The following is a 6,000-nucleotide window of genomic DNA, read 5'->3' on the forward strand; positions in this document are numbered from 1 at the left end:
ATTATTATCTATAAAATGATTCTGTAGTCTGTACGTAGCGGCTAAACCTATTACAAATCCCCTTTCTAGTTGTTCTATCGGCTAACTCCTATGCTCTATTGCCTTCCCATAAAAATTGCTTCTACTAACCATAATGAGTAGCATATATCTACACCATCATATAACTCTTAAAAAATATTGATAGCACCTATCACAACTATATATCAATGACACCACTAAGCGGATAGAACGAAAGCCATTATTTACATACACATACCATTATCTATCATTCGCACACTTAGCTAGATAAAAGCTATCCATGATTTACATACATATAGAAGCGCGATACACTAATCTTTGCATTGCTTTCCCCAAGTATATGCGAAAACCTTTATCATAGATAACTGAAATACTTCTATGATGCATATAATGTATATTCCTACTCTTTTATGTTTTGACCTCTATCGTCATTATATATAGTTCTCATCGCCAGTACTTCACATGTCCTAAAAAATAATTACTAATACCCTTACCTATCTTTCCATTGCTTTCCCCAAGCATATACGAATACCTTTATCATAGATAACTAAAATACTTCTATGATAGATTTAGGCTACGGTACATAGCGTAGTTATATTGTTATCTATATGAATCCTATAAAGTTGACATTGTGTTATTTACTTTCTATAATAAAAATAACTTAATTTGTTAGTCAGAGCCTTTCTCTGATACGTTTCTACATGTAATACAGGGGGAATCTACCAATGCAGTTACAATTATTACTTAGAGCAGCCTTATGCTTAACGCTTATTATTATCGGTGCCAAAGTACAAATTCCACTTCCTTATTTCGATTATTATACGTTGCAATTTACCTTTGTCCTATTAACTGCCGTTTTATTGCCTATGCGTTATGCCATTTCTGTCATGGGATCGTATATACTACTCGGTTTAATTGGTGTCCCTGTATTCGCTGCTGGTGGTGGTCTTGGTTATGTACTTCGACCAAGCTTTGGGTATCTCATCGGTTTTCTCGCTACCATCGCCTGTATCAGTGGTCTATACCGTGCCTATCCGGTAACGAGTCGTTTCCACTTTTTTCTATTAAATTTCTTGGGCATTATCATTACCTATATATTTGGCCTAGGGTATAAAGGATTGATTATTAACCTATATATGAATCAAATTTTACCAGTTTGGACCATTATGACCAGTGCCTTTGCCTTTGATATTCCTGCAGATGTAATTATGATTTGCCTATTATCATTAGTAGAACCACGCATTGTAAAAGCAATTACTCATTCTACACATTCATGGCAAGCAAAAGAATCGAATTAATCATAGTCTAGTATCGAGTCGTAACACTCATATAACGAAACTATCGATACAACTAACAAATCATATCCTATGTATTGAGTCGTAACACTCATATAACGAAACTATCGATATAACTCACAAATCATAGTCTATGTATTGAGTCGCCCATTCATATATGAAGCGATACATACTATATTCATGACTCTATGAACTTGCACATACGATACGCGGCAGTGTAATAGATTCGTATTAAGCTCGATATGATACGGGTTATCTAGTTACGCGTACTACCAACAAGGAGCTACACGAAATGATATATCACTTCGTGTAGCTCCTTGTTGTTTCAGTAAAATATGATGTGTATGATTTACACTTTTACTTGTATAGTTTAAATGCCATAGAACAGTAACATACAATGTGTAACTGTTTAGTATAAAATCGTTTACTACGTTTCTTATATGACGAAAAGCGCACAATTTTTGAAGACACTTTCATAGAACAATGGAAATTTAGTTACCTTGTCTCTCTCGTATTGTACATTCCTTGCGAGTAGATTCGCTCCTCATGAGAAACTTTCTACGAAAAGACGAACTACGTCGATACAATGAAAATGATATACAACATACGTAAAGCACAGGAAAAAAGGGCTCTAACATAAGAGATACCAGATTGTTTTCCATTGCTCCCCATACACCGCTTCTGATTCCACGTCTATATAAAGAGAACTACTAGCATCTACCGATGAACTACGTTGGTAAATTAATGGTCCCCTATGAATCTTGTCATCAAAACACACTTATGTCGATGATTGATACGAATTAGTCTTTCATCGTTTCTTGAATGCGTTTTGTTTCACAGTATTTAACCATGCCATCTACCGCACGTTTTGCTTCTTTCATAGCCAATACAACCGTAGCAGGTCTATGAACGACGTCACCACCGGCAAACACGCCTTCACGACTCGTCATACCATATGGATCCTCTGAAATAATAACATAGCCGCTATCGTCCACGGCAATACTATTACCTTCACCTACAAGGCGCGCATTCGGTTTATGTCCTGTGGCGTAGATAATTTTATTACATGGCACTACACCAGTTTCTCCCGTCCCTTTTAGTTTTCCCTCTTCTGTAATTTCCATCGTTTCATAGGCTAAGCCTTCTACATGGGACGTGCCTGTCACTGCTACAGGAGATGAGAAAAATTTGAATTGTACGTTTTCTGCCAATGCTTCTTCATATTCACTTTGATTCGCTGGCATTTGTTCAATACCGCGACGATAGACAACGGTAACAGAATTAGCTTTCAAACGAATGCACGTACGAGCGGCATCCATCGCCACATTACCGCAACCGATAATCACTACGTCATCGCCAGCTTTCACAGGAATGCGTTCAGGCACTTCGGTGCCATTATCTACCAATTGTACGGCTGTCAATAACGCCATCGCTTGCAACACGCCTGGCACTTGATCGTTCTCTAACGCTGGGTTTTGAGGCACATGGGTACCCGTACCAATAAAGACTGCATCAAATCCTTCTCGCTGCATTAAGTCATCAATGGTCCGTGATGGACCAATGTATGTGTTGCATTCAAAATGCACGCCTAAATCTTCTAGTCGAGCGATTTCACGACGTACAATCGATTTGTGAAGGCGAAATTCTGGAATGCCAAATAAAAGTACGCCGCCTGGCTCTTCCTGTCCTTCAAATACGGTCACATCATACCCCAACTTACTCATATCCCCTGCAACGGTTAACCCTGCAGGCCCAGAACCAATGACCGCAATTTTACCTTGGTCTTTCTTAACTTTCTTAGTTTTATGAAGCTTATTAATACTTTCAAAGTCCGCCGCAAATCGTTCTAATTTCCCAATATTAATTGGTGGTTTCTTAGCTTTATTATAAATGCAATGACCTTCACACTGTTTTTCTCGAGGGCATACGCGACCGCAAATCGATGGTAAGTTGGTTCGTTCTGCCAAAATTTCATTGGCATGCCCAAAGTTACCATGAGCGATAGCTTGGATGAAACGGGGAATTTGATTGTCAATCGGACACCCTGTTTGGCACAATGGCTTAGGACAATTTAAACATCTCTTAGCTTCGGCTAAGGCTTCTTCCAGGGTATAGTCTGTATCAAAATTTTCAAATTCTTCTGTGTGTTGGTTCATGGCACATGCCTCCTTACCACTATGGGTTCGATCTATTGTATATACTGTAAATGTACTAATCATAATAATCTCTATTTTAATAATAGGGGGCAAATCAAATCTAGTCAAGCAAGGTAGTATATCTATAATGAATATATATAATACCTTATACAATAGATAGAAAACTAAGTGATACGCATACATGAAAGGCTTAGGCACAAGCACTACATGATGAATACTTCCTATTGTCTACATGTTTTTAAAAGTAACCGCTACCCATATGCTGGCACTACGTGTAAGATATGGTTCCATGATTCATAGACTTGTGCCATATCCCCTAGGCTATCAAATAGATTAAAGAGCGCCATAACCCTTGTATCTCACCCGTGCCGTATCCCTTAGGCTATCAAATAAGGCTTGTCAATACATAGTATATAGTTCTTGTATAGGTATGCCCACCAATTTCATCATCTATCGATGCGCCTCATGATCCTTTCTATGAGCCTTGCTATTCATAAAATCTGTATGCTTATGAGTATGCGTTGTCGTTTGTAATACATGATGGTGCGCATGTTCATGCCTAATTGCATGACTATGATAGGAACCACCATGTGTATGATAGATTGTATGCATATGATAATGGACATGGTTCACTCGTATGGTATCATAAACGATTAAAACTGTTCCCACTACCATGATTAAAAAAGCTATAAAATATATTTCTGTTAAGGCTTCACCATTGACGATGAAAGAAAGAAATGCGCCCACAAAGGGAGCAATCGCATAATAGGCACTCGTTTTGGCAGCCCCTAATTCACGTTGTGCTCGTATGTATAAGAAAATACTAACTCCGTAGGCAATAAAGCCCAATACCATTGCGAATAGAATATACATTGGCGAAGGTAAGCTTTCACCTATCAAACTGGCAATGACAAAGGAACCTCCCCCAGAAAACAAGCCTTTTAAGACTACAATTTCATAGGTACTTTTACTCGACAACTGACGGGTACAGTTATTTTCCAATCCCCAACATACGGTGGCGAGTAGAACGAAAATAGATCCATAGGAAAATTGAAAACTACTCGTCGTATCAAAGGATAATAAGCCACTAGAAACGGTAATCAACGCAATGGCTAGCCACAAAATAAGAGATACTCGTTCTTTAAATAAAAGTAGGGCAATAATAGTGGTCGTTACGATTTCAAAATTAGTTAATAGAGATGCATTCGATGCAGATCCTATACTAATGCCCCACATAAGAAAGATGGGCGCCGCTATGTCTAGTACAATCATTCCCACTGCATAAGGCAAATCAGACCTTGATAAGGGCTCCATTCGTTCTTCTCTATTGTGACGCAGTAAATACATAAGACCTACGCCAATACCTGCGCCTATATATAAAAAAGAGGCCATATACGTAACTGGCACGTCTGTAAGTAACAATTTTGATAACGGTGTATTCAGTGAAAAAAAGACGGCTGCTAATACAGCCAATATAATTGCACCTATATGTTGATTTTCTTTCATAGTAATCATCTCCATCTATATAGTATATGTAATCTATGCTTATAGTCATCATTAGATACTATACATCTATCGTTATAACTCGTCAATACACAGGAACTATCACTACATATAGCAATTATTAAGATAGCATATCCATGCACGGACCACCGATATACACGCATGCATTTATAATTGCAATACCTTTTCCTATATCAATCACAGTAGTCCTTATCAATCATTACGATAATATATCGATGCATACACCGCTTATATAAACACATGTATGTATAGTTACAATACTTTTATTATCTATATGCCTATATTGATTCTCACTAGACGCATGTCAATAGGCTAATATCCTATATCATATATACCATAGTAATGTACTAATAATTTTCTCCCCATTAAGACCTATACACCTAATGACACAATGGGGTTTTATAATTCTCATTACACACACATATACTACGCTAAAAATAGTAACATATACATCTTTCACCAAATGTTAGTAAAGTACTGTTCATACATGCACACCATATGTTGACACCCATGTATTTATAATGATACTAGCATATCTATACCCTATACGAAGAAACCCATAACGTATTACCATACGTGTAGCCATTATGATTGGTGTATCTCTTCATATACATACCATTACTATACCACAATCCATCATATCCCTCTATACAACAAGGCACACTGAGTCTTTTTGAAAGTCTGTGACATACTCCATAGTGTACTCCCTACAAGGATGATATTAACTAACGATAGTAAAAACTTTTTATTACTCTATTCCGCATGTACTTTATATGTACATCACAATACGGTGAGTCCGTAACAAAGTTTCCATGTGCAGGAATAGAAAAAGCACTTACTATTTTTGTACATGCCGCTACTATTACTAGTATAGGCTAATAACTATGTGCAGTAAGGATTATAGTACAAAATTGATTAATCTACTATATAATGTAAGATACATAGGCATAATAAAAAGCACTTACCCAAAGGTAAGTGCTTATCGCTTAATCAGCAACTTCCTATCC

General features: G+C 37.2%; 3 protein-coding genes. 1 reads left to right on the forward strand and 2 read right to left on the reverse strand.

Annotated features, from left to right (window positions below):
* Positions 1–743: 743 nt before the first annotated feature.
* A complete protein-coding gene (locus tag P6940_RS03335; protein WP_277293198.1) occupies positions 744–1,316 on the forward strand; it encodes a biotin transporter BioY in 573 nt (190 codons plus the stop codon).
* A gap of 797 nt (positions 1,317–2,113) precedes the next feature.
* On the opposite strand, the gene P6940_RS03340 is transcribed toward P6940_RS03335, so the two are convergent.
* Both P6940_RS03340 and P6940_RS03345 read right to left on the reverse strand, forming a co-directional pair.
* Entirely contained in the window at positions 2,114–3,469 is a 1,356-nt protein-coding gene (locus P6940_RS03340; protein ID WP_028258075.1) for an NAD(P)-dependent oxidoreductase, read from the reverse strand.
* Between the two features lie 450 nt (positions 3,470–3,919).
* The gene (locus P6940_RS03345; RefSeq protein ID WP_277293199.1) at positions 3,920–4,975 is read right to left on the reverse strand and encodes a DMT family transporter; all 1,056 of its coding nucleotides are present in this window, start codon (positions 4,973–4,975) and stop codon (positions 3,920–3,922) included.
* Between the last annotated feature and the right edge of the window lie 1,025 nt (positions 4,976–6,000).

The sequence above is a fragment of the Veillonella montpellierensis genome (genome assembly GCF_947090115.1).
Classification (GTDB): Bacteria; Bacillota; Negativicutes; order Veillonellales; family Veillonellaceae; genus Veillonella; species Veillonella montpellierensis.

Bases quoted from the DNA above. Each gene is read 5' to 3' on its own strand.
- P6940_RS03335 (WP_277293198.1), top strand. From the start codon at position 744: ATGCAGTTACAATTATTACTTAGAGCAGCCTTATGCTTAACGCTTATT.
- P6940_RS03340 (WP_028258075.1), bottom strand. From the start codon at position 3,469: ATGAACCAACACACAGAAGAATTTGAAAATTTTGATACAGACTATACC.
- P6940_RS03345 (WP_277293199.1), bottom strand. From the start codon at position 4,975: ATGAAAGAAAATCAACATATAGGTGCAATTATATTGGCTGTATTAGCA.